We start from the raw sequence: 22,961 nt of genomic DNA, 5'->3' as shown, positions 1-22,961 counted from the left end.
TTCCTTGAGCAGAACCGATCCTCTCGCAGGACCCCGCGCCTATGCAGTGACACTCCCTTCAGCCCGCCGACCTGCACATCCTCGGGCCGGAGAATGGCTCACACGCCAATCCGTTGAGAAAACCTCACTCCACTCCTCGATCGGCTACATGCCACCAATCGAGAAGGAAATGGAGTACGCTAGCTCCATCGCCTCACGCCGTGAGGTGGCCTGATCGCCACCCTCCATCGGCCCCAGGACGGTTCATGTTGCGGGCGTCGGAGAAGTGGGCAACCCAGCCACTGAGGTCGAAGTTCACTCAGGCATCCGGACAGGCCGAGCTGTACCCGGCGCCGGTGTTTGCGTTGGCCAGGATGCCACCGATCCACGGCTGGTTGCCCCAGGAGACGGTACCGGGATGGAAGTCGCCGGCGTCGCGGATGTCCACTCACCGCGGGGAGCAGGAGTAGGAGTGGAACTGCCACAGCGACAGCGTCGCCGACTGCACCACCTTGTCGAACGCCGCGCCGAGGTCGAACTGCAGCAGAGCTCGGTTGACCTGGCCACCGCCGTTCCACGTGCCCACGGGCAGCTCGCTGGGTCCGGCCTGCGGGGTGTTGACGTTGTTCTGCACGAAGGTGCTACCGATGAGGCCCAGCGCTTGCGTCGGGTCGATGGTGACCGGGTAGACCGTGGTCGGATCGGTCAGGAACTCCTGCGGCGGGGTGAGCACCAGCGTGGCGTCCGTGCCGGCCTCCGACGGTTCGGCCAGCTCCAACCCGATCTCGTCGACCGCGACCGGCTCGTCGGTGGCCGGGTCGGTGCGCGCGTCCCACATCAGCGGCGCCGCGGCGTTGCCCACCACATTCCCGGACTCGTCGACGACCTGCAGCTGGCCGCCCTCGCCCTCCTCGACGCTCGCGCCGTCGGAGGTCAGCGGGAACTCCAGCTCGCGCAGCGCGGCCAGCGTGGCCCGATCGGGGCGGGAGTTGACCACCAGGTGCTGCTCGAACCCGGTCCGGGTCGCCGTCAGCACCAGGTCGACGTCGTCCAGCACGTCGCGGTAGGTCGCGGTGGCCCCCGCCAGCTCCGGCGCGGGCAGCTCGTCGGGCCAGGCCAGGGTGATCTGGGTGCCCTCACCGTCGCCGAGCACCGCCATCGGCGCATCCCCGCCGGCGGAGAAGGTGATCTCACCGGGCACCGCGACCGGGCGCACGCCGTCGTCGGTCAGCTCGAGCGTGGTGTCCACGTCGACCCACTCCCCGTCGACGGGGGTCCGCACCGGACCGGCCGCGGACTGCACCTCCACGGCGCCGTCGGGCCGGACCGGGAGATCGTCGTCTCCGTCGTCTCCGAGGTCAGCTCCGCCGGCTGGCCCGAGGCCTGCGCCTACGCCAGCGTCTGGTCGTACCCCGTCTCCGGGCCCGAGGCCCCGGAGAGGTCACCCACCGGCGGAGGCGCCGACAGATCAGCCAGGCCGCTGTCCGGCGGGCTGTCCGCGGTGAACGCCGGATCGTCGAGCAGCTCCGTCGGCAGGCCGGCCGGCGGCTCGGCGTCCCCCTCGTCCGACACCGGGACCGGTTCAGCAGCCTGCTCGGCGACCCGGTTCGGCTCCCCGATCCCGGCCGGCGCGGCGGCCGCGGGGTCGGCGGCGACCACGAAGGCGCCCTCCATCGACACACCGACCGCCATGGCCAGGAACACGACTCCCAGGGACCGCTGAACCACGCGCACCCGTGACCTCCTTTACAGAGAGCGCGCAGTCAACTACTTGCTGTTGCCACAGGATGATCGACCCGGCCAGAGACACACCTCCGCGTTCCGGATTCGTTGCCCTGACCACCCGACCGGGGAGAGCGCCCGAGGCGTGGTCACCCACCGTCGCCGGCGTCCGCAGCGGTACACAGTCCCCGTGGACCTGTCACGCGCCCATGCCGAGTCCCTCGACGCCGCCGACCCGCTGGCCGGCTTCCGCGCCCGGTTCGCCGGCGCCGGGGAGGACGGGCTGCTCTACCTGGACGGCAACTCGCTCGGCCGCATGCCCCGGGAGACGCCGGCCGCGCTGACCCGGGTGGTCGAGCAGGAGTGGGCCCGCGGGCTGGTCGGCTCGTGGTCCTCGTGGGTGGGCGCGGCCGCCCGGCTCGGCGACCAGCTGGCCGAGGACGTCCTGGGCGCGCGCCCCGGCGAGGTGCTGGTCGGCGACTCGACCACGGTGGACCTGTACAAGCTGCTGGTCGCCGGCGTCGACGCTCGGCCGGGCCGCGACGTGCTGGTCTGCTGCGCCGACGACTTCCCCACCGACCGCTACGTCGTGGCCGGCGTGGCGCAGGCCCGGGGCATGACCGTGCGGGAGGTGCCGGCCCACGTCGACGAGGGGCTCGACCCGGCGGTGCTGGCCGCGGCGCTCGACGAGCGGGTCGCCGTCGTCGTCCTCTCCGCCGTGGCCTACCGGTCCGGCGCGCTCGTCGACGTCGCCGCCGTCACCGCGGCCGCGCGGGAGGTCGGCGCGCTGGTGCTGTGGGACCTCTCGCACGCCGCCGGCGCCGTGCCGGTGGAGCTGGCCGCGGCCGGCGCCGACCTCGCCGTCGGCTGCACCTACAAGTACCTGAACGGCGGGCCGGGTGCCCCGGCCTTTCTCTACGTGCGCCGCGAGCTGCAGGACCAGCTGCGCCAGCCGATCTGGGGCTGGTTCGGCCAGCGCGACCAGTTCGCCATGGGCCCGGCCTACGACCCGGCGCCGGGGATCGAGCGGTTCGGCGTCGGGACGCCGCCGGTGCTGGCCATGGCCGCGGTCGAGGTGGGCGCCCGGATCGTGGCCGAGGCCGGGGTGGACCGGCTGGCCGCCAAGGGCCGGGCGCTGGGCGAGCTCGTCGTCGCCCTCGCCGACACCTGGCTCGCCCCGCACGGGGTGGCGCTGGCCTCCCCGCGCGACCCCGCCCGCCGCGGCTCGCACGTCACCCTCGCCCACCCGCGGGCCTGGCAGCTCACCCAGGCCCTGGTCGACCGCAGCGTCGTCCCGGACTTCCGGACGCCGGACCGCGTGCGGCTGGGCCCGGCGCCGCTCTACACCCGCTTCGTCGACGTGTGGGACGCCATGGACTGCATCCGCGAGGTGCTGGCCACCGGCGCCCACGAGGCCTACCCCACCGAGCGCTCCCGGGTGACCTGAAGAAGGACCCTCGTGCCCCCCACCACTCGCGAGCTCGCGGCGGGGCCCTGCACGAGGGCCGCTCCCGGGGTCAGGACTGGGCGAAGACGACCAGGTTCTCGGTCGAGGCCCGCCCGCCGCCGCGCTGGAAGCAGGTGAGGAGGACCAGCCGCCCGGGCGAGGCCTGCCACACCTCGGCCGCGTCGGGCAGCTCGCCTTTCCCGTAGCGCTCGGTGCGCTCGACGGTGTAGTCGACCGTGCCCCGCGGGGTGCTCACCTCGACGACGTCGCCCGGGTCGAGGCTGCTGCCCTGTCCGTCGGACGCCATCAGCGGGTCGAACCCGTACTCCCCGGTGCCGGTCGAGTGGGCCGCGATGTAGAGGGTGTTGTCGGCCTGCCCCGCCGAGCCGACCGGGTCGCCGTAGGGCTCGATCCAGTAGGCGGCGGTCAGGGTCGGCGGGTTGATCACCCCGTGCTGCGGGGTCAGCGGCAGCACCGGCAGGTCGAGGCCCACCGCCGGGATGGTCACGTGGACGTCCGACGAGGGGGTCGGCAGCACGGTCCCCTCGGCCGGCAGCGTGGGCTGCGGCGGCTCGTCCACCGGGGCGGCGGGAGCCGCGGCCACCGGGTCGGAGGACCCGGTGGCCGCGGCCGGCCGCGCGTCGTCGGACGACCCGACCGCCAGCAGCGTGCCGCCGGCGAGTCCGAGGGCGGCGATCGCCGCCGCGGCGGCGGTGCGCCGGCCCGGCCCGGTCAGTCGGCGCACGTGCCGCCCTCGGTCGCCGGACGGCGCCGGGTGCGGACGACGGCGGCCCCGCCCAGGCCGGCGAGGAGCAGCAGGCCGGCACCCGTGGCGACCGTGACGGTCCCGGTGGAGCCGGTCTCGACGACCTCGACGCCGGTGTTCGAGCGCAGCCCGGCGTTGACCACCACGGGCTGGGTGGTCGTCGCGGCAGGCGGCGCCGCGGTCGGCGGGACGGCCGGCGGGACGACGGCCGGCGATTCCTCGGCGACGACGGTGAGCTCGACGCTGAACACCGAGATGCCGCCCGACGGGGTCTGCTGCACGACGACGAGGCCGTAGGAACCGGCCGCCGTGCCGGCCGGGAGCACGAAGCTCGCCGTCTCGCCGTCGACCTGGACCGCGAGCTCCACCGGCGCGGCACCGGTGGGGAGGCCGTCCGCGTCGAGCTGCTGCAGGCCGACCTGCACGTCGGTGAGGTCGGTGATGCCGAGCTCCCGGAGCACCGAGCCGTCGGTCAGGTCGAGCGTGACGGTCGAGCCGGCCGTGACCGGGGTCGGGAAGGGGCACCGCGTGCCGGAGTAGACGTCACAGGGCACCTGCGACAAGGCGACCAGCTGGGGCTGCACGGTCTGGGCGGCGGGTGCGGAGGCGTCGAACCCGAGCTCGTAGACCACCTGGTCGTAGGAGGTGAACGCCGGGCTGAGGGTCGAGGGGAGCGGTTCGAGTGTCAGGGTGGCGGCGTCCCCGGCGATCGGGTCGTCGGCCGGCAGGGTGACCGTGATGCTCCCGGTGCCCTGGCCGGCCACGACCAGGAAATTGGGGTTGGCCGGCGTGAAGCTGGAGGAGTACGTCGCCTCGGGGATGCCGTCGCCGTTGTCGTCGAAGACCAGCTCGGCGCCGACGGCGGAGTCGTCGAGCTCCGCGGGGATGTCCACGGTGATCGTGCCGCCGTACTGGACCGGCGTCGGCTCGTAGACGGTCGAGGTCGGGTCGGCCATGGGGTCCATGGAGCCGAGGCTGTCGACCGGCACGGCGCTCAGCACCACCGCGGTCGGCTCGAGCGGGATGCTGACGCCGGTCGCGGCACCGGCGGAGGACGCGATGCCGACGAGGAGGACGGCGGCACCGATGCCGACGAGGCCGAGGCGCTGCACCTGCGGCCGGCGGAACGGGGTGGGGGTGGGCATGGGGAGACACCTTCCGGTGACCGCAGCGCCCCGACGGCGCCGTCTGCGCGGAACGTACAGTCACCGCTCAGCTCATCTGAGTACTCGACACGCAACGTGGGTCACCTGCGACCAGGTGTGACCAAGGTGTGACCCGGACGTCCGCCAGACCTGGCAGCTCCTGCCCAACGACGGACGCGCAGATGGTCAAGCTGACGTCAGGTGCTCACCAAACAGCGACCCACCACCGGGTCATCTCGCCATCACGCAGCGGACCATGACGAGGGTCGACAACGCCGAGGGAGTCGTGTCCGGGCCGCGTCCCGGTACCCGCGCCATGCCCGCGTGGCCGGCCCCGTCCAGGGCCCCGCCCCGAGCTTGCGAGGGATGGGCAGGACGGGGTCCTTCGTCAGGCGCTGACGCTCTCCGGCATGCCCAGCCACTCCCGCCAGCGCGGGTCGACGGTGCGGGCGCCCAGCAGCCGCCACGCGGCCCCGCTGGGGGTGCGCGGCGGGTGCGGCAGCTTCCAACCCAGCTCGGCCAGCGACCGGTCGGCCTTGGTGTGGTTGCACCGCCGGCAGGCCGCCACCACGTTGTCCCAGGTGTGGGTGCCGCCGCGGCTGCGCGGGACGACGTGGTCGATGCTGGTCGCCGAGCCGCCGCAGTACACGCAGGTCGAGCCGTCCCGGTGGAACACCGCGCGCCGCGACAGCGGCACCTGCGCCGGGTAGGGCACCCGCACGTAGCGGGTCAGGCGCACCACCACCGGCACCGGCAGGATCACCGACTCCGAGTGCACCTCCTCCGGCGCGCTGTCGACCGAGACCGCCTTGTCGGCCAGCACGAGCACGATGGCGCGGCGGCTGGACACCACGCACAGCGGCTCGTACGTCGCGTTGAGCAGCAGGGTCGCCGACGTGGTCCCCCGCGCAGGGGCAGGCGTCAGCGGATGGGGAGAGGGGTCGCGCCGCGGACCTGGCTGGCCTGCGGACGACCCGGACGCGGGACGCGGCACGGGGCACCTCCGAGCGCCCTCGGCCGCGCGCCGGGTGCAGTGCGACCCGTGGGCGCCCCCATTCTGACCTGCGACGGCGCTCCGGCGCTCCCGGGACGGGCCGGAGGACGACGGCCGGCGTCACTACCGTGGGCCGCGTGCGCTACCCCGAGGCCCCCCGGCTCGACCTGGTCGAGCACCTGCACGGTCACCCCGTCGCCGACCCGTACCGCTGGCTGGAGGACCCCGCCGACCCCCGCACCGTCGCGTGGACCCGGGCCCAGGACGCCCTGACCGCGGAGGCGCTGGCCGCCCTCCCGCTGCGGGAGCGGTTCGCCGCGCGGCTGGCGGAGCTGGTGCACGCCGGCGCGGTCGGCGTCCCGGTGGTGCGGGCGGGCCGGGCCTTCTCCACCCGCCGCGACCCGGGCCAGGAGCACGCCGTCCTGCGGGTGCGCGAGCCCGACGGCAGCACCCGCGTGCTGGTCGACCCGATCGCCATCGACCCGTCGGGCACCACGACCCTCGACGCGTGGTCGCCGTCCTGGGAGGGTGACCGGCTGGCCTACCAGCTCTCCACCGGGGGCGACGAGGAGTCGCGGCTGTACGTGCTCGACGTCGCCACCGGCGAGCCGCTCGACGGGCCGGTCGACCGCTGCCGCTACTCCCCCGTCGCCTGGCTCCCGGGCGGCGAGGAGCTGTTCTACGTCCGCCGGCTGGCCCCCGAGCGGGTGCCCGCCGGCGAGGAGCAGTTCCACCGGCGGGTCTGGCGCCACCGCGTCGGCACCGACCCCGACGGCGACACGCTCGTGTACGGCGAGGACAGCGACCCGGCCACCTACTTCGGCGTCCGCACCAGCCGCGACGGCCGCTGGCTGGTCGTCTCGGCCTCGGTCGGCACCGCCCCGCGCGACGACGTCTGGCTGGCCGACCTCGCCGGGGACGGCGCGCTCCGCGAGCTGCAGGTCGGCGTCGACGCGCAGACCGCGGCCTGGGTGGCCCGCGACGGGCGGCTGTGGCTGATGAGCGACCGCGGCACCCCCCGCTGGCGGCTGGCCGTCGCCGACCCGGCCGACCCGGCGACGTGGGCGCCGCAGCGGTGGCTCGACGTCGTCGGCCAGCAGGAGGACGGCGTGCTGACCGACGTCGCCCTGGTCGACGGCGCCGACGGCGGGATCCAGGTGCTGGCCGTCCACTCCGTCGACGCCACCGACCGGCTGTCGCTGTGGGCCGGCGACGGTTCCGGGCGCGTGGCCGAGGTGAGCGCGCTGCGACCCGGCAGCGTCTCCGGGGTGAGCGCGCCGCCGGAGGGCGGGACGACGGCGTGGGTCGGCTTCACCGACTACTCGACCCCGCCCTCGGTGCTGCGCTGGGACGCCACCGACCCGGCGTCCCTGATCGACGAGGAGCGGGCACCGGTGGCCGGTGCGGTCCCGGAGGTGCGCGTCGTCGAGACGCACGCCACCTCCGCCGACGGGACGCCGGTGCACCTGTTCGTCCTGTCGCGGGCCGGCACCCCCGACCGGCCGCGGCCGACGGTGCTCTACGGCTACGGCGGGTTCAACGTGGCCCTCACCCCGGCCTACTCGGCGCAGGCGCTGGCCTGGGTCGAGGCCGGCGGGGTGTGGGCGGTGGCCAACCTGCGCGGCGGCTCCGAGCACGGCGAGGAGTGGCACCGCGCCGGCATGCGCGAGCGCAAGCAGAACGTCTTCGACGACTTCGCCGCGGCCGGTGAGCACCTGGTCGCCGAGGGCTGGACGACGCACGAGCAGCTGGCGGTGATGGGCGGCTCCAACGGCGGGCTGCTGGTCGGGGCGACGCTCACCCAGCGGCCCGACCTCGCCGCCGCCGTCGTCTGCTCCGCGCCGCTGCTGGACATGGTCCGCTACGAGCGGTTCGGCCTGGGCCGGACGTGGAACGACGAGTACGGCACCGCCGAGGACCCGGTCGAGCTCGGCTGGCTGCTGGGCTACTCGCCCTACCACCGGGTCGCCCCGGGCACGGCCTACCCGGCGGCGCTGTTCACCACCTTCGAGTCCGACACCCGCGTGGACCCGCTGCACGCCCGCAAGCTGGCCGCGGCGCTGCAGCACGCCACGAGCGCCCCGGCGCCGGTGCTGCTGCGCCGGGAGACCGAGGTGGGCCACGGCGCGCGGGCGGTCAGCCGGACCGTCGGCCTGGCCGCCGACCAGCTGGCGTTCCTCGCCGCGCACACCGGGCTGACCGGCCGAGCCGGGTCCCCACCCGGGCCGTGACCGGCGCGGCAGCCGGTGGTGGTCCCGGCGGCGCCGCCGACCTGACAGTATTCCCGTGATGAGCGCATCACCGTCCGTGCTCGCGGCCGACGGCGACCCGACCGGCTCCGTCCCCGACTGCGCCGACTACTGGCTCTGCCAGCAGGTCTACGACTGGTCGGGCACGAACTGGCCGGCCGAGAACGCCCGGGCGCTGATCGCCACGCCGGCGCGGATCCTGCTGATCGTCAAGGAGCGCTTCGCCGTCGAGGGCGTCCGCACCCCGCTGCCGCTGCTGGGCCCGGTGGCGGGCGCCGCGGCGGGGGTCCGCTGAGCGGCGGGGCGTCGGCGGGTCGCAGCCCGGCCGGCGCCGAGACCCCCGACCCACCCACCCGGCCGGCGACCTTCGGCGAGGTCTTCGCCGTCCGGGAGTTCCGGCCGCTGTTCGCCACCTACCTGCTCTCCACGATCGGCGACGAGCTGGCCCGCGTCGCCCTGACCGTGCTGGTCTACCAGCGCACCTCCTCCCCACTGCTGTCGGCGGTCACCTTCGCGATCAGCTACCTGCCCTGGCTGCTGGGTGGGCCGCTGCTGTCGACGCTGGCCGACCGGTTCCCGCGGCACCGCGTCCTCATCGCCACCGACGTCGCCCGCGCGCTGCTGGTGACGGGGATGGCGGTCCCGGGGACGCCGCTGCCGGCGCTGCTGGCCCTGCTGCTGGTGGTCTCGCTGTGCGCACCGCCGTTCGAGTCGGCCCGCTCCGCGCTCATGGCCGACGTCCTCGACGGCGACCGCTACGCCGTGGCCACCTCGCTGACCAACGTCGGCTCGCAGGTGGCCCAGGTGGTCGGCTTCGCGCTCGCCGGGGCGCTGGTGGCCGTGCTCGAACCGTCGACGGTGCTGCTGCTGGACGCGGCCACCTTCGCCGTCTCGGCGGGATGGCTGTGGGGGCGGCTGCAGCGCCGCCCGGCGCCGTCCGACGGCGAGGAGGACGGCGGGCCGCGCTCGGTGTGGCGGGACGCCGGCGAGGGGCTGCGGCTGATCGCCCGCACGCCGCGGCTGCGGGCGATCATCGCCCTCACCTGGGTGGGCACCCTCTTCGCCAACGCCGCCGAGGGGATCGCCGCGCCGCTGGTCGTCGAGGACCTCGGCGAGGGCTCGACCCAGGTGGGGCTGTTCCTGGCGGCCAACCCCCTGGGGGTCACCCTGGGCGGGTTGGTGCTGGCCCGCGTGCTCACCCAGGCGCGCCGGGAACGCCTGGTGCCGGCCCTGGTGGTCCTGTCGCTGGCACCGGTCCTGACGGCCGGGCTGGTCACCGCGGTGGGCGGACCCGGGCGCGGTGCCTACGTCCTGGTCCTGGTCCTGGTGTTCGTCGCCGGCCTGGGCGCGGCCTGGACGATCCCGCTCAACGTCGCGTTCGTGCAGACGGTGCCGGCGGCCTACCGCGGCCGCGCGTTCGGGGTGGCGGTCAGCGGGCTCTACGCCGTCCAGGGCGTCGGGGTGCTCCTCGCCGGCCTGCTCGCCGAGGGCCTCCGCCCGGGGGTCGTGGTCGCCCTCGTCGGCGGGGTGGGCCTGCTCGCCGTCGTCGCGCCGCTGGCCTCCTACGTGCGTACCCAGGGTCACGTGGCACCGGGCGCTCCGACTGGGGGACCATCGGTGTCGTGAGTTCGTCCCTGCCGTCGGCGCGGACCTTCTACGAGGAGGTCGGCGGATCCGCGACCTTCGCCCGCCTCGTGGCCCGCTTCTACGCCGGCGTGCGCGCCGACCCCGTGCTGGCGCCGCTGTACCCGCAGGACGACTGGGTGGGGGCCCAGACCCGGCTGCGCACGTTCCTCGAGCAGTACTGGGGCGGGCCGACCACCTACTCCGACCAGCGCGGCCACCCCCGGCTGCGCATGCGGCACGCGCCGTTCGCGATCGGCCCGGCCGAGCGCGACGCGTGGCTGCGACACATGCGCGACGCCGTCGACTCCCTGCAGCTGTCCCCCGAGCAGGACGCCACGCTGTGGGGGTACCTGGAGATGGCGGCGCGCAGCATGCAGAACCGTTGAAGGACCCTGTCCTCCTCACGCCTCGCACGCTCGGCGCGAGCCTCTGGACAGGGCCACCGCCCGGCGGCCTGTCCGTCGTCTGAAGAAGGACCCCCTGCCCCCCGCCACTCGCACGCTCGGGGCGGGACCCGCAGGCGGCCGCACTCCCCTACGACACCTCCGAGGAGCCCGGTGAGCCCGGACCCGTCCCTGCCCGCTGCCCGCACCCCCGGCTCCGACTGGTGGCGCGACGCCGTCTTCTACCAGGTCTACATCCGCAGCTTCGCCGACGGCACCGGCGACGGCGTGGGCGACCTGGCCGGCATCCGCTCGCGCCTGCCGTACCTGGCCGAGCTCGGCGTCGACGCCCTCTGGATCACGCCGTTCTACCCCTCCCCCATGGCCGACCACGGCTACGACGTCGCCGACCCGCGCGACGTCGAGCCCGTCTTCGGCGACCTCGCCGAGTTCGACGCGCTGCTGGCCGAGGCCCACGCGCTGGGCATCCGCGTGACCGTCGACCTGGTGCCCAACCACAGCTCGCACCAGCGCGAGTGGTTCGCCACGGCGCTGGCCGCCGGCCCCGGCTCGCCCGAGCGGGCGCGCTACCTGTTCCGCGACGGCCGCGGGCCCGACGGCGCCGAGCCGCCGAACAACTGGCCCTCGGTGTTCGGCGGGCCGGCCTGGACCCGGGTGGACGACGGCCAGTGGTACCTGCACATCTTCGCGCCCGAGCAGCCGGACCTGGACTTCGCCAACCCCGAGGTGATCGCCGACCTCGAGGAGACGATGCGGTTCTGGCTCGACCGCGGCGTCGACGGGTTCCGCATCGACGTCGCGCACGGCATGGCCAAGCCCGCGGGGCTGCCGGACATGGTGCCGATGGAGGACACCGGCCTGCTCGACGACCACGGCCCCGGCGACCACCGCTTCGACAACGACGGGGTGCACGAGGTGCACCGGCACATCCGCAAGGTGCTCGACCAGTACCCCGGCGCCATGGCGGTGGGCGAGGTGTGGGTCTCCGACGACGACCGGCTGGCCCAGTACCTGCGCGCCGACGAGCTGCAGCTGGCGTTCAACTTCAAGCTGCTGACGGCGCACTGGTCGGCCGAGGAGCTGCGCGACGCCGTCGTCCACTCGCTGGCCACCGTGTCCGGGACGCCGGCGCCGGCCTGCTGGGTGCTGTCCAACCACGACCGTCCGCGGCACGTCACCCGCTACGGCGGCGGCGAGCTGGGTACCCGCCGGGCGCGGGCCGCGGCGCTGCTGCAGCTGGCCCTGCCCGGGGCGGCCTACCTCTACAACGGCGACGAGCTGGGCCTGCCCGACGTCGACCTGCCCGACGAGGTGCTGCAGGACCCGATCTGGGAGCGCTCCGGGCGCACCGAGCGTGGCCGCGACGCCTGCCGCGTCCCGCTGCCGTGGTCGGGCGACGAGCCCTCGTACGGCTTCTCCAGCCGCCGCGACACCTGGCTGCCGATGCCGGAGGGCTGGGGGCCGCTGACCGTGGCGGCGCAGGAGGCCGACCCCGGGTCGGTGCTGGCGCTGTACCGGTCGGCGCTGGCGCTGCGCCGGACGTCGCCGGTGTTCGCCGGGGACGCGCTGGAGTGGCTGCCCGCACCGCAGGGGTGCCTGGCGTTCCGCCGTCCGGGCGGGCTGGTGTGCCTGCTCAACGCCTCGGGGGACGGCGTCCCGCTGCCCGAGGGGGAGGTGCTGCTGGCCAGCGCCGACGTCTCCGGCGGGGTCCTGCCGGCGGACGCCGCGGTCTGGCTGCGCGTCTGAGGAACGTCCCCGTCCTGCCCACCCCTCGTAGAAGGACCCCGTCCTCCCACCCTTCGCAGGCTCGGGGCGGGACCCGGGACGGGGCCGGCGGTGCCCGGGACGGGGCCAGGCGCTTGCAGGGAGGCCGGCCGTCCGTCCTCGGGTACCTTGCGCCGGGGGCCGCGCGGGCGGGCCGCGCCCGGGGAGGAGTGCACCGTGAGGACCAGGGACCTGGCCTATGTCGCGTTGTTCGCGGCGATCGTGGCTGTGCTGGGGTTGGTCCCGCCGGTGCCGGTGTCGGGTCTGCCGGTGCCGATCACCGCGCAGACGCTGGGTGTGATGCTGGCCGGGTCGGTGTTGGGCGCTCGTCGCGGTGGGCTGGCGTTGCTGGTGTTCCTGGCCGTGGTCGCCGTGGGCGTTCCGGTGCTCTCCGGTGGCCGCGGCGGGCTGGGGGTCTTCGTCGGCCCCTCGGCCGGCTACCTGTACAGCTGGCCGGTGGCCGCGTTCGTCATCGGCTGGCTGACCCAGCTGTGCTGGCGGCGCTACACCCTGGCCTGGGCGCTGGTGGCCAACCTGCTCGGCGGGATCGTCGTGGTCTACGCCATCGGCATTCCGTTCACCAGCCTGTTCGGCGATCTGCCGCTGGCGGCGTCGGCCACCGGCGCGCTGGCGTTCGTCCCCGGTGACCTGGTCAAGGCGGCAGCCGCCTCGGTGGTGGCGGTGGCCGTGCGCCGCGCCTATCCGGTGATCGAGGCGCCGACCCGGCGGGCGACCGCCGGCTGAGGCATGCGTTTCGCACGGCGCGCCGCCGGGGTCGCCGTCGCCGCGTCCGGCCCGCGGACGGCGATCGAGCTGCGCGAGGTCGCCCACGCCTACGGTGAGCGCGCGGTGCTGGACGGCGTCACGCTGAGCCTGACCGAGCCGCGGATCGGGGTCATCGGCGCCAACGGCTCGGGCAAGAGCACCTTCGCCCGGCTGCTCAACGGGCTGGTGGTGCCCTCGGCGGGCACGGTGCTCATCGACGGGCTGGACACCCGCACGCAGGGCCGCGAAGTGCGCCGGCGGGTCGGGTTCGTCTTCCAGGACCCCGACGCGCAGATCGTGCACCCCACGGTCGCCGAGGACGTCGCCTTCGGGCTGGCCAACCAGGGCGTGCCCGCCGCCGAGCGGGACCGCCGGGTGGCCGAGGTGCTGGTGCGCTACGGGCTCGACGGGCACCGCGACCACCCGGCGCACCTGCTCTCCGGTGGGCAGAAGCAGCTGCTGGCTATCGCCGGGGTGCTGGTGATGCGACCGCAGCGGGTGGTCTTCGACGAGCCGACCACGCTGCTGGACCTGGCCAACACCCGGCGGGTGGCCCGGGTGATCGAGGAGCTGGAGCAGGACGTCGTGGTGGTCACCCACCACCTGGACCTGCTGGCCGGCTTCGACCGGGTGCTGGTCTTCGCCGACGGCCGGGTGGTCGCCGACGGCACGCCGGCCGAGACGCTGGGCTGGTACGTGGCGAGGATGGGCTGATGCTCTCGCTGTACGTGCCGGGCACCAGCCCGGTGCACCGGGCGCCGGCGGGGCTGAAGCTGGCGGTGCTCGCCGGACTGGGCGTCGGGCTGTTCGCGGTCTCCCGGGTCGAGGTGCTGGCCGGCGTGCTGGCCGGGGTGCTGGTGCTCGGGCTGGGCGTCGCCCGGCTGCCGGTCGGGGTGCTGTGGGCGCAGGTGCGGCCGGTGTGGGTGCTGCTGGCGGTGCTGTTCGGCTTTCACCTGGTGGTGACCGACGCCGCGACCGGGGCGGTGGCGGTGCTGCGCCTGCTGGTGTTGGTGCTCGCCGCGGCGCTGGTCACCGCGACCACCCGGGTGACCGCGCTGGTCGCCGTGGTGGAGTGGCTGGCCCGGCCGCTGCGCCTGGTCGGGGTGCGCCCGGCCCGGGTCGGCCTGGTGATCGCCATGACGCTGCGGTTCATCCCGCTGGTCGCCGAGCAGGCGGCCCGGATCCGGGAGGCCCAGGCCGCCCGGGGGGCGCAGCGGGTGCGGCTGGGCGCGGTGGTGCCGCTGCTGATCGCGGTGCTGCGGCTGGCGCACACGCTCAGCGAGGCCCTCGACGCCCGCGGCGCCGACGACGTGCCGGCGCGCCGGGCCTCCCCGGGGAGGGCGTGATGGCGGACGGCGTGCTGACCGACATCTGGCTGACCGCGGTCGCGGCCGCGCCGATGCGACGGGTGCCGGCCGCGCGGTTGCTGGCCGGGCGGGGGCTGGAGGGCGACCGCTACGCCCTCGGCGGCGGCACCTGGGCGCGGTACCCGCAGCTGGAGAAGCAGGTGACGCTGATCGACGGCGCGGACGTCACCGCCGTCGCCGCGCAGGTCGGCGTGCCGCTGACCCCGGGCGACACCCGCCGCAACCTGGTGACCACCGGGATCGACCTGCCGGCGCTGGTGGGCCGCTGGTTCGCGGTCGGCGACGCGCTGCTGTTCGGGGTGAAGCGCTGCCCGCCGTGCACCCACCTCGAGCGGCTGACCGGAGCCCGCCTGGTCAAGGCGATGGTGCACCGCGGCGGGATCAACGCGGCGGTGTTCGCCGGCGCCGCGATCGCGCCGGGCGCGCCGGTGCGAGCGGTCTCCGAGGAGGAGGCGGCGCGGCGCGGCGCACCCACCGGGGCCGACCGTCCGGTGCCGCGGGTCGTCGACGGCTGACCGCACCCGCCGTCCGCGCCCTCCCCTGCCGACGGCGCCCCAGCCCGTGCCGGCCCGACCTGGGGTCGGTCCGCGCGTGCTCGTGCTCTGCCCACCACGGTGGGCAGAGCACGACGACCGATGGAACCCGGCGGCCTCCCGGTCCGTGGAACAGGTGTGGACACGTTGAAGGCGCTGCTCAACCTGGTCTGGCTGGTCCTGCACGGCTGGATGCTGGCCCTGGCCTACCTCCTCGCCGGGGTGATCGCCTGCCTGTTGGTCGTCACGATCCCGTTCGGCATCGCCGCGTTCCGGCTGGCCGGTTTCGTCGTGTGGCCGTTCGGCCGGACGACGGTGCGGGCCCCCGGCGCCGGGGTCGCCTCGGCGGTGGGCAACGTGCTGTGGTTCCTGGTGGCCGGCTGGTGGCTGGCGCTGGTCCACGTCGCCGCCGGGATCGCCTTCTGCCTGACGATCATCGGCATCCCGTTCGGGATCGCCTCGTTCAAGCTGGCCGCGGTCGGGCTGTTCCCGCTGGGCAAGCGGGTGGTCGAGACGACTCCCCCGCGGGACTGGCTGCACGCCGGCAGCGGCGTGGTGCACGGCGCGCCCGCCCGCTGACGACCGACTCGGACGGCAGGCGCGGGTCAGGCCGTGGGCGGCTCGTCGGTGTAGCGGGCGAGGAACGCCTTCTCCTCCGGGGTGAGCCGGCGGGGCCGGTCGATCGCGAAGTCGAAGGGCACCAGCAGGGTGTTGCCGGTCACCGCCTGCTGCCCGTGGTCGAAGAGCTCGTAGTGGCAGGTGAAGGCCGCGGCGCGCACGCCCGACACCCAGATGTGGACGTCCAGCGGGTCGCGGGAGTACACCACCGGCTGCTTGTAGCGGACCTCGTGCGCGGCGACGACCGTGCCTCGGCGCAGCCCGGTCTGCTCCTCCAGGGAGGCGCGGTCGAAGAACAGGTCGACGCGGGCCATCTCGAAGTAGGCCAGGAAGACCACGTTGTTGACGTGGCCGTAGGCGTCCATGTCCGACCAGCGCATCGGGACCTGCACGGTGTGCCTCACGGCCGCCACCCTGCCGCATCGGGTGCCCGGCCGTGCACGCGGTGCCCGACCGCCCACGGGGACCGATCGGCCACGCGATGCCTGCTCACCCCCCCGTGCGGTGGCCGACCGCAGACGCCGGCGGCCGGCCGGAGCGGGTGCTCCGGCCGGCCCTCCGTGGTGACGCCATGGAATGGCCCTCCCGCAGGGGCCCGATCCGAGCGGAGCGAGGAGTGGGGGGCGGGAGGGTCCTTCGTCAGTCCCGGGCCAGCTTGCGGTACGTCGCGCGGTGCGGGCGCGCCGCCTCGGGGCCGAGCCGCTCGACCTTGTTCTTCTCGTAGTCGGCGAAGTTGCCCTCGAACCAGAACCACTTCGAGTCGCCCTCGTAGGCGAGGATGTGCGTGGCCACCCGGTCGAGGAACCAGCGGTCGTGGCTGATGACCACGGCGCAGCCGGGGAAGTCCAGCAGCGCGCTCTCCAGGCTGGTCAGCGTCTCGACGTCGAGGTCGTTGGTCGGCTCGTCGAGCAGTAGCAGGTTGCCCCCCTGCTTGAGGGTGAGCGCGAGGTTGAGGCGGTTGCGCTCGCCCCCGGAGAGCACGCCGGCCTTCTTCTGCTGGTCCGGGCCCTTGAACCCGAACGCGGCGACGTAGGCCCGGGACGGCATCTCGACGTTGCCGACCTGGAGGTGGTCGAGGCCGTCGGAGACGACCTCCCACAGCGTCTTGTTCGGGTCGAGGCCGCTGCGGTTCTGCTCGACGTAGGAGACCTTGACCGTCTCGCCGACCCGGACGTCGCCCTCGTCCGGCTTCTCCTCGCCGACGAGCATCTTGAACAGGGTGGTCTTGCCCGCGCCGTTGGGGCCGACCACGCCGACGATGCCGTTGCGCGGCAGGGTGAACGACAGGTCGTCGATGAGGACCCGGTCGCCGAAGCCCTTGGTGAGGTCGTCGGTCTCCACGACGACGGTGCCCAGCCGCGGGCCCGGCGGGATCTGGATCTCCTCGAAGTCCAGCTTGCGGGTCTTCTCCGCCTCGGTGGCCATCTCCTCGTAGCGGGCCAGGCGGGCCTTGCTCTTGGCCTGCCGCGCCTTGGCGTTGGAGCGGACCCACTCCAGCTCCTCCCGGAGCCGCTTCTGCCGCTTGACGTCCTTCTGGCCCTCGACCTTCAGGCGGGCGGCCTTGGTCTCCAGGTAGGTGGAGTAGTTGCCCTCGTAGGGGTAGGCGCGGCCGCGGTCGAGTTCGAGGATCCACTCGGCGACGTTGTCGAGGAAGTACCGGTCGTGGGTGACCGCGACGACGGTGCCGGCGTACTTCTCCAGGTGCTGCTCCAGCCACGCGACGCTCTCGGCGTCGAGGTGGTTGGTGGGCTCGTCGAGCAGCAGCAGGTCCGGGGCCTCGAGCAGCAGCTTGCACAGCGCCACGCGGCGGCGCTCTCCACCGGAGAGGACGGTGACGTCGGCGTCACCGGGCGGGCAGCGCAGCGCGTCCATGGCCTGCTCGATGCGGGCGTCGAGCTCCCAGCCGTCGGCGTGCTCGATGACCTCCATGAGCTCGCCCTGCTCGGCCAGCAGCGCGTCGAAGTCGGCGTCGGGCTCGCCCATCGCCGCGCTGACCTCCTCGAAGCGGGTCAGCGCGTCGCGGATCGGCTTGACCGCCTCTTCTACGTTGCCCCGGACGTCGAGCTCCTCGTTGAGCGGCGGTTCCTGCAGCAGGATGCCCACCGAGTAGCCCGGCGAGAGGGTGGCGTCGCCGTTGGAGGGCTGCTCCAGACCGGCCATGATCTTGAGGACCGTCGACTTGCCGGCGCCGTTGGGGCCGACCACGCCGATCTTGGCGCCGGGCAGGAACGCCAGGGTGACGTCGTCCAGGATCACCTTGTCACCGTGCGCCTTGCGCGCACGCACCATCGAGTAGATGTACTGAGCCACTGGGGGGTGCGGCCTTCCGTCCGTCGGTTCGCGAGTAGGGGTGGGCCGGCCGAGTGCCGGCCCACCCCGTGCGGTCTCCCCGCCGATCCTCCCAGCCCCGGGCGACTAGACGCGCGCGGGTTCCGCGGCGAGATCGGCGGTGTCCGTCTCGTACAACGCCTCGCCGGTGCCTTCGTAGTCCCGCGCCGGCACGGGTGGGCCGGGCTCCCGGGCGAACGCGTCGTCAACCGCGGAGGACGGCGACGGCACCGCCCCCTCCTCGGCGGGGCGGGCCGACCGGCTCCGCTTGAACAGGGCCGTGCCCCGGTTCAGGTTCGGGCCGACGGCGGTGGCGCGGATGCGCGGCACGCTGCGCCGGCCGTTCTCGCCCTCCCAGCTGTGCGTGGTCAGCGCGCCGTAGACGATCACGGGGTCGCCCTTGCTGATGCTGCCGGAGACGTTGCCGGACAGCTCGTTCCAGCACTCGACGTCGACCCAGAAGGTGCCGCCGTCGACGAACTCCTGGGTCCGGTTGTCGAAGCGTCGGGCGGTCGAGGCCATGCGGAAGTTGGTGACGGGGTTCCTGCCGTCGGGGCTGTAGCGGCGGGGCGCGTCGACGACGTTGCCGATGACGGTGACGTAGGTGTCGTTCACGGTGCTCCTCGGGTCTGCTCCGCCGGTGCCGGCGGCAGCCGGCGCGGTGCCGGCCCACCGAGACCATGGGCGCCGAACGACCGGCGCGGGAGTCGGGACGGACATCTGTGGACGGTGCTGTCGCCTGTGGACGGCAGCACCGTCCCCGTCCGCACCCGGTGGTCGCCTCGGCACCATGACCTGCTCAGCGACCTGCTCAGCGACCTGCTCAGCGACGTCGTCCGCACACCGTCCAGGCACGCGCGGTCAGGTGGATCGTCCCGTCGTCCGCGGTGGGCAGCCTGGTCCGCAGCAGCTCGGGCCGGCAGCCCGGGAAGTACACGCCCTGGTCCAGCCCATGGGCGGCGGGGTCGCGCTCGGCGGCGGCGTCGCGGAACCGCCGCATGAGCTGCATGCCGCCGGCGTGGTCCCACACGCAGGCGGCGACCGGCCCGCTGGGGCGCACCCCCCGTCGCATCTCGGCGAGGGCCGCGGGCCGGTTCGGCAGGAAGTCGAGCACCGGTCCGGACACGACCGCGTCGACCGACGCGTCGGCCACGGGCAGCGCCTGCGCGGAACCCACCGCACGTGCGGCCTGCGGGTCGTCCACGTGCGTCGCGGCCCGGGTGACGAAGGCGGCCGAGGGGTCCACGCCCAGCACGGCCGCGGGTGAGCACGCGCGGAGCACCTCCGCGGGGAGCGCGCCGGTCCGGCAGTCGACGTCCAGCCGCCGGGCGCGCGACGACGGCCCGCGGCAGCACGTGGCGTCCCCGCGGGAGTGGGATGATCGGGTGCCGAGCGCCCGTAGCTCAGCGGATAGAGCAGGTGCCTTCTAAGCACTTGGTCGCAGGTTCGATCCCTGCCGGGCGCGCCTCCACCGAGTCGAGCTGGACTCCTACGCCTGCACCGCCTCCAGCAGACCGACCTGCCCTCCCTGTCAGTCGGCTCCGGCGATCGCGAGGAGGCGTCCGACGGCTTCGCTCAGTCGGGGAGGTCCTGCGCCACGGTGCTGGCGACGATCGCATGGGTCGTGCCGAAGCAGCGGTGCGCCGGATGGTCACGCATCCCGGCGGTCTCCGACCTGGGCAGATCGGTGTCGCTGTCGGCCCGTTCGACGCCGCGGGCCACACTGCCGAAGACGCGGACGTGGCCGGCTCCGTAGGAGGCGGCCACGTCCTCGATCCGTCGACGGTGTCGGCGCACCCGTCGCCCGAACGGACCGGACAGGGGCGCCGGCGCCGCGGGATCGGCCGGGACGAGGGATCCCTCCAGTGAGTGGCCGGTGGCGGCGATGAGGCCGACGATGTGCAGCCATCGACCGGGTGGGGCCGCCGCGTGGCGGTCGAGCGGAACCGGGCGACAGGGTCTCGACCAGGCCGTACCCCGACCAGTCAGCGCTCGCCCAGGGGCACCCAGCCGATCGCGGGGGCCACGTGCTCGGCGATGGTCTGCAGCAGGTGCACGTTGTGGTCGACGCCCAGCATGTTCGGCACGGTGAGCAGCAGCGTGTCGGCCTCGCGGACGGCGGCGTCCTTGACCAGCTCCTCGGCCAGCTGCTCGGGCTCGCCGACGTAGCTCTTGCCGAACCGGGCCCGCACGCCCTCGAGCAGGCCGACCTGGTCCTCGCCGGAGCGCTCCCCGAAGTACCGGCGGTCGAGGTCGGTGACGACGGGGATGACGCTGCGACTGACCGACACCCGCGGGGTCCGCTCCCAGCCGGCCTCGGCCCAGGCGGCGCGGTAGCGGGCGATCTGGTCGGCCTGCAGCTCGTCGAAGGGCACGCCGGTGTCCTCGACCAGCAGGGTGGAGCTCATCAGGTTCAGCCCCTGGCGCGCCGTCCACTCCGCCGTGGCCCGCGTACCCGACCCCCACCAGATCCGGTCGCGCAGCCCCGGCGACTGCGGCTGCACCGCCAGCCGGCCGGACACGCCCCCGGTCATCGCCGGGTCGGCGTCGACCACCGGCTGCCCGGAGATCGCCGCCAGGAACAGCGCGGTCTTCCCCCGGGCCAGGTCGGCGTCCGAAGACCCCTCCGGCGGCACGTACCCGAAGGCCTCCGCGCCGCGCAGCGCCGTCTCCGGTGAGCCGCGGCTGACGCCCAGCTGCAACCGGCCGCCGCTGAGCAGGTCGGTCGCCGCCGCCTCCTCGGCCATGTACAGCGGGTTCTCGTAGCGCATGTCGACCACGCCGGTGCCGACCTCGATCCGGTGGGTGCGCGCCGCCATGGCCGCCAGCAGCGGAAACGGGGAGGCCAACTGGCGGGCGAAGTGGTGCACCCGCACGAAGGCGCCGTCGAGCCCCAGCTCCTCGGCCGCGACGGCCAGCTCCACGCTCTGCACCAGGGCGTCGCGCCCGGTGCGCACCTGCGAGCCGGGGACCGGCTGCCAGTGCCCGAAGGACAAGAACCCGATCCGCTTGCCGACGTCCATCCTGGACCCCTCCGTCCGTTCCTCGGGGTTGAGCACGTCCGGGCGGCACGGGATTCCCGGAGGGACCGCTCACCCGCGTGCCCCACCCGTCACCCGCGTCGCACCGGAACCGGCTCACCACGGCGAGTCGTCGAGCGACCACGACTCTCCGGGTTCCGGTTGCGTCACTCGACAGCCCGGGTCGGCCACCCTGTCCCGGTGAACCTGAGCGCTCCCGACGTCCCGCGGCCTCGGGCGGGGACCCCCGGCGCCGCCGCCGGCTCGAGGCTCCGGGCCATCGACACGCTGCTGGCCGACCGCGGCCAGCTCTTCCGCGCCCTGTTCCTCGCCGCGCCCGTCCCCAAGGCCCTCGTCGCGCTCGACGGGCACTTCCTCGTCGTCAACGAGGCCCTCGTCGAGCTCGCCGGGCGGCCACCCGAGGACCTGGTGGGTCGCCACGTCGACCTGCTGGCGCACCCGGACGAGGCGCCGGTCCCCGACCGCACCAACGGCCCGCTGGACCCGTGGCTGTGCGTGGCCGGCGAGCGACGGCTGCGCCGGGCCGACGGCTCGGAGCTGTGGGTGGTGCAGTCGCACGAGGTCGTCCACACCAGCACCGGCGCGCCGCAGTTCGTCGTCCTCTCCCTGGTCGACGTCACCGACCGCCGCCGCGCCGAGGAGGACGCCGTCCGGCGGGCCTTCACCGACCCGCTGACCGGCCTGCCCAACCGCCGGGCTCTTTCCGACCGGCTCGACCACGCCCTCGCCCTGTCCCGCCGGCGCGGGCTGCAGGTCGGGCTGGTGCACCTGGACCTCGACCGGTTCCAGGCGGTCAACGACGTCCTCGGGGTCGAGGCCGGCGACCAGCTGCTGACCCAGGTCGCCGACCGGCTGCGCTGGAGCACGCGGGTGGAGGACACCGCCGTGCGCCTGGGCGCCGACGAGTTCCTCATCCTCGCCGAGGACGTCGCGGACTTCGAGGGCCTGCGCGCGCTGGCCGACCGGCTGCTGTCGGTGCTCGACGACCCGTTCCTCATCGGCGACCGCGAGATCGTGCTGTCGGCCAGCGTGGGGCTCACCCTCGGCTCCGACGTCGCCCCCGACGACCTGCTGCGTCAGGCGCACAGCGCGCTCACCCGCGCCAAGGCCGACGGCAGCCGGGCGCGCATCGAGGTGCACGACGGGGGGCTCTCCGACAGCGAGGTCGACCAGCTGCAGCTCGAGGCCGACCTGCGGCACGCCCTGGAGGCCGACGAGCTGCGGCTGTTCTACCAGCCCATCGTGGCCCTCTCCGACGAGACGCTGCTCGGCTACGAGGCGCTCATCCGCTGGCAGCACCCCGCCCGCGGGCTGCTGCCCCCCGGGGCCTTCCTGGCCGCCGCGGAGGACAACCGGCTGACCTCGAGGCTGGGCGCCTGGGTGCTGCGCCAGGCCTGCTTCGACGCCGCGGGCTGGCCGGCTGGGTTACGGGTGCACGTCAACGTCTCCGCCCGCCACCTCGCCGAGCCCGGCTTCGCCGACCTGGTGGCCGACGCGCTGGCCGAGTCGGGGCTGCCGCCCGAGCGGCTGGAGCTGGAGATCACCGAGTCGACGGCGCTGTTCGCCGCCGACGCCACGCTGCAGGCGGTGTCGGAGGTCACCGAGGCCGGCGTCACCCTCGCCCTCGACGACTTCGGCACCGGGTACTCGGCGATCACCGCGCTGCACCGGCTGCCCATCCACACGGTGAAGATCGACCGGTCGTTCATCGCCGACGTGGTCACCGAGCCCTCGACGGCGGCGCTGGTGCAGGGCCTGGTGCAGCTGGGCCTGGGCATGGGCCTGCAGGTCATCGCGGAGGGCATCGAGGACCTCGACCAGGCGCAGTGGCTGCGCGAGCACGGCTGTGCGATGGCGCAGGGCTACGCCTTCGGCCGCCCCGCGCCGCTGCTCGACCACGCGCCGACCACCGCGGACGTCGAGCTGGCCGGGACCCTCCCGCCCGGCACCGTCACCGTCCAGGACGTGCTGGCCGCCGACGACCAGCCGGCCCGGCCCGTCGTCGAGGGCCCGGGCGGACCGGCCGTCGCCGGCGGCCCCGGTGAGCAGGAGCCGGCGGGCACGCGGGACCTGGACCTGTCCACCGGCGCCGGCGGCGGCGGCGGCGGCGGCAAGGACCTGCCCCCGGAGCCGGACTGAGAGAGGGCCCTCCTGCCCCCCGCCCGGCCCCGTCCAGGGCACCACCGGCCCCGTCCCGGGTCCCGCCCCGAGCC

At 74.7% G+C, this 22,961-nt stretch carries 23 protein-coding genes and 1 tRNA gene; 13 read left to right on the top strand and 11 right to left on the bottom strand.

The features are described 5' to 3' along the window. Positions 1-427 precede the first annotated feature (427 nt). The gene (locus DQ238_RS19265; protein WP_147263139.1) at positions 428-1,228 is read right to left on the bottom strand and encodes a hypothetical protein; all 801 of its coding nucleotides are present in this window, start codon (positions 1,226-1,228) and stop codon (positions 428-430) included. Between the two features lie 140 nt (positions 1,229-1,368). Next, on the bottom strand, positions 1,369-1,713 hold the full coding sequence (locus DQ238_RS19260) for a hypothetical protein (RefSeq protein ID WP_147263136.1): 345 nt from the start codon (positions 1,711-1,713) through the stop codon (positions 1,369-1,371). A gap of 178 nt (positions 1,714-1,891) precedes the next feature. On the opposite strand from DQ238_RS19260, the gene kynU reads away from it, so the two are divergent. Beyond that, positions 1,892-3,148 carry a kynureninase gene (gene kynU / locus DQ238_RS19255; RefSeq protein WP_113782854.1) on the top strand — a complete coding sequence of 419 codons (1,257 nt, stop codon included), beginning with the start codon at positions 1,892-1,894 and terminating at the stop codon, positions 3,146-3,148. Positions 3,149-3,218: 70 nt separating this feature from the next. Here kynU and DQ238_RS19250 read toward each other — a convergent pair whose 3' ends face one another. From DQ238_RS19250 to DQ238_RS19240, 3 genes are all read right to left on the bottom strand, one after another. Beyond that, positions 3,219-3,893: a class F sortase gene (locus tag DQ238_RS19250; RefSeq protein WP_113782853.1), complete on the bottom strand. Its 675-nt coding sequence runs from the start codon at positions 3,891-3,893 to the stop codon at positions 3,219-3,221. Further along, complete coding sequence (locus DQ238_RS19245; protein ID WP_113782852.1) at positions 3,881-5,059, bottom strand: hypothetical protein; 1,179 nt, start codon at positions 5,057-5,059, stop codon at positions 3,881-3,883. Before DQ238_RS19245 ends, DQ238_RS19250 begins: the two co-directional genes overlap by 13 nt. A gap of 388 nt (positions 5,060-5,447) precedes the next feature. Beyond that, positions 5,448-5,984, bottom strand: a complete 537-nt coding sequence (locus tag DQ238_RS19240) for an HNH endonuclease (RefSeq protein ID WP_113782866.1) — start codon at positions 5,982-5,984, stop codon at positions 5,448-5,450. 206 nt (positions 5,985-6,190) lie between these two features. On the opposite strand from DQ238_RS19240, the gene DQ238_RS19235 reads away from it, so the two are divergent. The 10 genes from DQ238_RS19235 (at position 6,191) to DQ238_RS19190 (ending at position 15,340) form a co-directional block, all read left to right on the top strand. Further along, positions 6,191-8,284, top strand: coding sequence for a prolyl oligopeptidase family protein (locus tag DQ238_RS19235; protein WP_113782865.1), 2,094 nt, complete (start codon positions 6,191-6,193; stop codon positions 8,282-8,284). 58 nt (positions 8,285-8,342) lie between these two features. Continuing rightward, complete coding sequence (locus DQ238_RS19230) at positions 8,343-8,597, top strand: hypothetical protein (RefSeq protein WP_233496109.1); 255 nt, start codon at positions 8,343-8,345, stop codon at positions 8,595-8,597. Continuing rightward, the gene (locus DQ238_RS19225; RefSeq protein ID WP_113782851.1) at positions 8,594-9,928 is read left to right on the top strand and encodes an MFS transporter; all 1,335 of its coding nucleotides are present in this window, start codon (positions 8,594-8,596) and stop codon (positions 9,926-9,928) included. Before DQ238_RS19230 ends, DQ238_RS19225 begins: the two co-directional genes overlap by 4 nt. Then, positions 9,925-10,314, top strand: coding sequence for a globin (locus DQ238_RS19220; RefSeq protein WP_113782850.1), 390 nt, complete (start codon positions 9,925-9,927; stop codon positions 10,312-10,314). The genes DQ238_RS19225 and DQ238_RS19220 overlap by 4 nt, the downstream gene beginning before the upstream one ends. A 171-nt stretch (positions 10,315-10,485) precedes the next feature. Continuing rightward, positions 10,486-12,078, top strand: coding sequence for a glycoside hydrolase family 13 protein (locus DQ238_RS19215; RefSeq protein WP_113782849.1), 1,593 nt, complete (start codon positions 10,486-10,488; stop codon positions 12,076-12,078). A gap of 195 nt (positions 12,079-12,273) precedes the next feature. Then, a complete protein-coding gene (locus DQ238_RS19210) occupies positions 12,274-12,840 on the top strand; it encodes a biotin transporter BioY (RefSeq protein ID WP_113782848.1) in 567 nt (188 codons plus the stop codon). A 3-nt stretch (positions 12,841-12,843) separates the two neighbouring features. Next, positions 12,844-13,575 (top strand): energy-coupling factor ABC transporter ATP-binding protein, encoded by a 732-nt coding sequence (locus tag DQ238_RS19205; RefSeq protein ID WP_113782847.1) that lies wholly within the window; start codon positions 12,844-12,846, stop codon positions 13,573-13,575. Further along, positions 13,575-14,207, top strand: coding sequence for an energy-coupling factor transporter transmembrane protein EcfT (locus DQ238_RS19200; RefSeq protein WP_113782846.1), 633 nt, complete (start codon positions 13,575-13,577; stop codon positions 14,205-14,207). Before DQ238_RS19205 ends, DQ238_RS19200 begins: the two co-directional genes overlap by 1 nt. Then, complete coding sequence (locus DQ238_RS19195; protein ID WP_113782864.1) at positions 14,207-14,743, top strand: MOSC domain-containing protein; 537 nt, start codon at positions 14,207-14,209, stop codon at positions 14,741-14,743. The genes DQ238_RS19200 and DQ238_RS19195 overlap by 1 nt, the downstream gene beginning before the upstream one ends. 156 nt (positions 14,744-14,899) lie before the next feature. Beyond that, complete coding sequence (locus DQ238_RS19190; RefSeq protein ID WP_233496108.1) at positions 14,900-15,340, top strand: YccF domain-containing protein; 441 nt, start codon at positions 14,900-14,902, stop codon at positions 15,338-15,340. Between the two features lie 26 nt (positions 15,341-15,366). Here the strand turns inward: DQ238_RS19190 and DQ238_RS19185 are convergent, their stop codons facing one another. From DQ238_RS19185 to DQ238_RS19170, 4 genes are all read right to left on the bottom strand, one after another. Then, on the bottom strand, positions 15,367-15,783 hold the full coding sequence (locus tag DQ238_RS19185; RefSeq protein WP_199506455.1) for a thioesterase family protein: 417 nt from the start codon (positions 15,781-15,783) through the stop codon (positions 15,367-15,369). Between the two features lie 235 nt (positions 15,784-16,018). Beyond that, the gene (ettA, locus tag DQ238_RS19180; protein WP_113782845.1) at positions 16,019-17,689 is read right to left on the bottom strand and encodes an energy-dependent translational throttle protein EttA; all 1,671 of its coding nucleotides are present in this window, start codon (positions 17,687-17,689) and stop codon (positions 16,019-16,021) included. Positions 17,690-17,794: 105 nt separating this feature from the next. Next, a complete protein-coding gene (locus DQ238_RS19175) occupies positions 17,795-18,322 on the bottom strand; it encodes a single-stranded DNA-binding protein (RefSeq protein WP_113782844.1) in 528 nt (175 codons plus the stop codon). A gap of 208 nt (positions 18,323-18,530) precedes the next feature. Further along, positions 18,531-19,028, bottom strand: coding sequence for a methyltransferase domain-containing protein (locus DQ238_RS19170; protein WP_113782843.1), 498 nt, complete (start codon positions 19,026-19,028; stop codon positions 18,531-18,533). A 71-nt stretch (positions 19,029-19,099) separates the two neighbouring features. Between DQ238_RS19170 and DQ238_RS19165 the strand changes: the two genes are divergently transcribed. Beyond that, positions 19,100-19,172 (top strand) — tRNA-Arg (locus tag DQ238_RS19165). Positions 19,173-19,282: 110 nt separating this feature from the next. On the opposite strand, the gene DQ238_RS19160 is transcribed toward DQ238_RS19165, so the two are convergent. Further along, positions 19,283-19,474, bottom strand: coding sequence for a hypothetical protein (locus tag DQ238_RS19160; RefSeq protein ID WP_113782842.1), 192 nt, complete (start codon positions 19,472-19,474; stop codon positions 19,283-19,285). 218 nt (positions 19,475-19,692) lie between these two features. Next, on the bottom strand, positions 19,693-20,730 hold the full coding sequence (locus DQ238_RS19155; protein WP_113782841.1) for an LLM class flavin-dependent oxidoreductase: 1,038 nt from the start codon (positions 20,728-20,730) through the stop codon (positions 19,693-19,695). Between the two features lie 198 nt (positions 20,731-20,928). On the opposite strand from DQ238_RS19155, the gene DQ238_RS19150 reads away from it, so the two are divergent. Further along, positions 20,929-22,887, top strand: coding sequence for a bifunctional diguanylate cyclase/phosphodiesterase (locus DQ238_RS19150; protein WP_113782840.1), 1,959 nt, complete (start codon positions 20,929-20,931; stop codon positions 22,885-22,887). The last annotated feature ends 74 nt before the right edge of the window (positions 22,888-22,961 follow it).

It is taken from the genome of Geodermatophilus sp. TF02-6 (assembly GCF_003319115.1).
In the GTDB taxonomy this organism is placed as follows: Bacteria; Actinomycetota; Actinomycetes; order Mycobacteriales; family Geodermatophilaceae; genus Geodermatophilus.
Note: the sequence above shows the minus strand (reverse complement) of the source record. Positions and strands in the feature narration are given on the sequence as shown.